This window comes from Candidatus Nealsonbacteria bacterium, from assembly GCA_019923605.1.
In the GTDB taxonomy this organism is placed as follows: Bacteria; Patescibacteriota; Minisyncoccia; order Minisyncoccales; family CSSED10-335; genus JAHXGM01.
The window spans coordinates 1-2,508 of the sequence record JAHXGM010000023.1 but is presented as its reverse complement, the minus strand read 5'-3'; the positions used below and the strand labels follow the sequence as shown (position 1 = coordinate 2,508).

Below are 2,508 nucleotides of genomic sequence, written 5' to 3'. Positions count from 1 at the left end.
AATTTTTGACAGAATAATTAATTCTTGATATTCTATAGCAATGGAAGAAATTAAAAATACCAATAAAATATCCGTCTTTGATGTAGTGAAAATAAGGGATGATTTTCCGGTACTTAACCGGGAAGTTTATGGAAAACCCCTTATTTATTTCGATAATGGAGCAACTACTCAAAAACCGAAAGTTGTTATAGATACTATGAATAAATTGCTTTCCGAAGATAACAGCAATATTCATAGAGGGGTTCATTATCTAAGCGACCAAATGACTGAAATGTATGAATCGGCCAGGGGAAAGATTAAAGATTATTTGAATGCTAAAAATAACCATGAAATAATTTTTACCAAGGGTGTTACGGATTCTATCAATACAGTGGCCTATTCTTTTGGAGAAGCATATATAAAAGAAAATGATGAGATTATTGTATCTGAAATGGAGCATCATAGTAATATTGTTCCTTGGCAGATAATCTGCCAGCGAAAAGGCGCTAAACTAAGAGTGATTCCTTTCAATGATAAAGGTGAATTATTACTGGATGAATATAAAAAATTGATTAATTCCAGAACAAAATTAGTAGCTGTTGTTCATATTTCAAATTCCCTTGGTACTATTAATCCGGTTAAAGAAATTACGGCTATTGCCCATGAAAATAACATTCCTGTTTTAATAGATGGAGCTCAGGCAATTCAACATCAAAACGTTGATGTTCAGGATTTAGATTGCGATTTTTATGTTTTTTCAGGGCATAAAATATACGGGCCTACGGGAATAGGAGTTTTATATGGAAAAGAACGCTGGTTAAATGAAATGCCTCCATACCAGGGCGGAGGAGATATGATTGACCGCGTAACATTTGAAAAGACCACCTACGCTGAATTACCGGCTAAATTTGAAGCTGGCACTCCTAATTATATTGGAGCTATTGGATTAGGTGTAGCATTAGATTATCTGACAGGCATAGGATTAGATAATATACAAGATTATGAGAAAAAACTGTTGGATTATGGGACGGCTAAACTCACCGCCTTAAATGGACTGAAATTATATGGTACCGCCGGAAACAAAACTTGTATTTTTTCTTTTTTATTGGACAACATTCCTCCCTATGATATTGGAATAATTTTAGATAAAATGAGTATCGCAGTGCGTACCGGTCACCATTGCACGCACCCTGTTTGGGACCATTATAAAGTTGAAGGTAGTATTAGGGCATCTTTGACTTTTTATAACACCATGGAGGAAATAGATTCTTTTTGCGAAGCGTTAAAGAAAATTCAAAAAATGTTTGAACAATAACCAAATTTTCAATCATCTTCGTTTTCTTCGGAAACTCGATTTATGATACTTAAAAACATTTTAGAAACCATTGGCAATACCCTCTTATTAAGATAAATAGATTGAATTCAAATAATAATGTTATTATTTGTGCTAAATTGGAATGAGTAGCGGCGCCGCTATGTATGCGGCACTTAAAGTTGCCAAGAAGATAAAATCAGGAACGATTGTAGCCATCTTTCTGGACAGAGGAGAAAAATACTTAAACACTAATTTATTTAATAAATGACCATACAAGAAATACAGGAAGAAATTATTAACGAATTTAAAATTTTTGACGAATGGATGGATAAATATAATTATCTGATTAAATTAGGAAAAAATTTACCTCCGATTGATTCAAAATATATAACAGAAGATAATCTTATTAAAGGTTGTCAACTAAAAACTTGGTTTCATTCCGCCCTTAAAGATGGAAAGGTTTTTTATAATATTGACAGCAGTTCTATGATAATAAAAGGAATTATTGTTCTATTAGTAAGGGCCACGTCTAATCAAAAGCCGGAAGATATTAAAAATGCCGACCTCTATTTTATCGATAAAATAGGATTAAGAGAAAATTTCTCGCCTGTCCGGGCAAACAGCCTTTTTAAATTGGTAAACCAAATAAAATCATCCGCCATTACTTATGGGGCAGAAAGATCGCTTTAAAAATATTTTAACCTTTTAACATTCTTATGAAACAATGCCTAATTTATAATAGCTCTTTGAGATTTTCCAGAGCTGTTGCTGGAATTTTAACCTTAATTGCTGTTTTAATTCATAATCATTGGTTAGTGTTAGCAGCAAGTATTTTAGTGGGATTGAGAATTTTCTCCGTAAAAATTGATATCCTTTATCAATTTCACGCTTTAGTTTTAAAAAAATTACTCAAAGAGAAGTCGGAACCAATTCAGAAAAACCCGGAAGAATTAAATTTTGTTGCCGGCATGACGGCAGTCCTTCTTTTTATAGGTTTTTTATTTCTCTATTTTGAAAAATTTGTTGATTTCGCTTGGATTTTTATTTTAATAATGGCTTTCTTGATATTTTTAGCTTGTTTTGTTGGTTTTTGTGTAGCTACTTTAATGTACGTTTTTTTCAAAAAGATTTTTAAAAGATAAGAAATGAAAAAGGGCGAGAAGCAAGTTTTCATCTCTGAATTTTCCAAATCCCGGAATGAACAAATTCAAAAA

The 2,508-nt window shown here is 32.2% G+C and carries 3 protein-coding genes and 1 pseudogene; all 4 read left to right on the top strand.

The window, feature by feature from the left end; all coding sequences use genetic code 11:
* Nucleotides 1-40: 40 nt before the first annotated feature.
* The 4 genes and pseudogenes from KY054_03115 to KY054_03100 all read left to right on the top strand — a co-directional run bounded on the left by KY054_03115 (nt 41) and on the right by KY054_03100 (nt 2,436).
* On the top strand, nt 41-1,294 hold the full coding sequence (locus KY054_03115) for a cysteine desulfurase (protein ID MBZ1356720.1): 1,254 nt from the start codon (nt 41-43) through the stop codon (nt 1,292-1,294).
* A 136-nt stretch (nt 1,295-1,430) separates the two neighbouring features.
* Nucleotides 1,431-1,562, top strand: a pseudogene (cysM, locus tag KY054_03110) (cysteine synthase B).
* Nucleotides 1,559-1,984, top strand: a complete 426-nt coding sequence (locus KY054_03105) for a SufE family protein (protein ID MBZ1356719.1) — start codon at nt 1,559-1,561, stop codon at nt 1,982-1,984. The pseudogene cysM and the gene KY054_03105 overlap by 4 nt, the downstream one beginning before the upstream one ends.
* A 26-nt stretch (nt 1,985-2,010) precedes the next feature.
* On the top strand, nt 2,011-2,436 hold the full coding sequence (locus KY054_03100) for a DUF4395 domain-containing protein (protein ID MBZ1356718.1): 426 nt from the start codon (nt 2,011-2,013) through the stop codon (nt 2,434-2,436).
* Nucleotides 2,437-2,508: the final 72 nt, after the last annotated feature.

Coding starts and splice junctions, on each gene's coding strand:
- KY054_03115 (MBZ1356720.1), top strand. CDS start 41: ATGGAAGAAATTAAAAATACCAATAAAATATCCGTCTTTGATGTAGTG.
- KY054_03105 (MBZ1356719.1), top strand. CDS start 1,559: ATGACCATACAAGAAATACAGGAAGAAATTATTAACGAATTTAAAATT.
- KY054_03100 (MBZ1356718.1), top strand. CDS start 2,011: ATGAAACAATGCCTAATTTATAATAGCTCTTTGAGATTTTCCAGAGCT.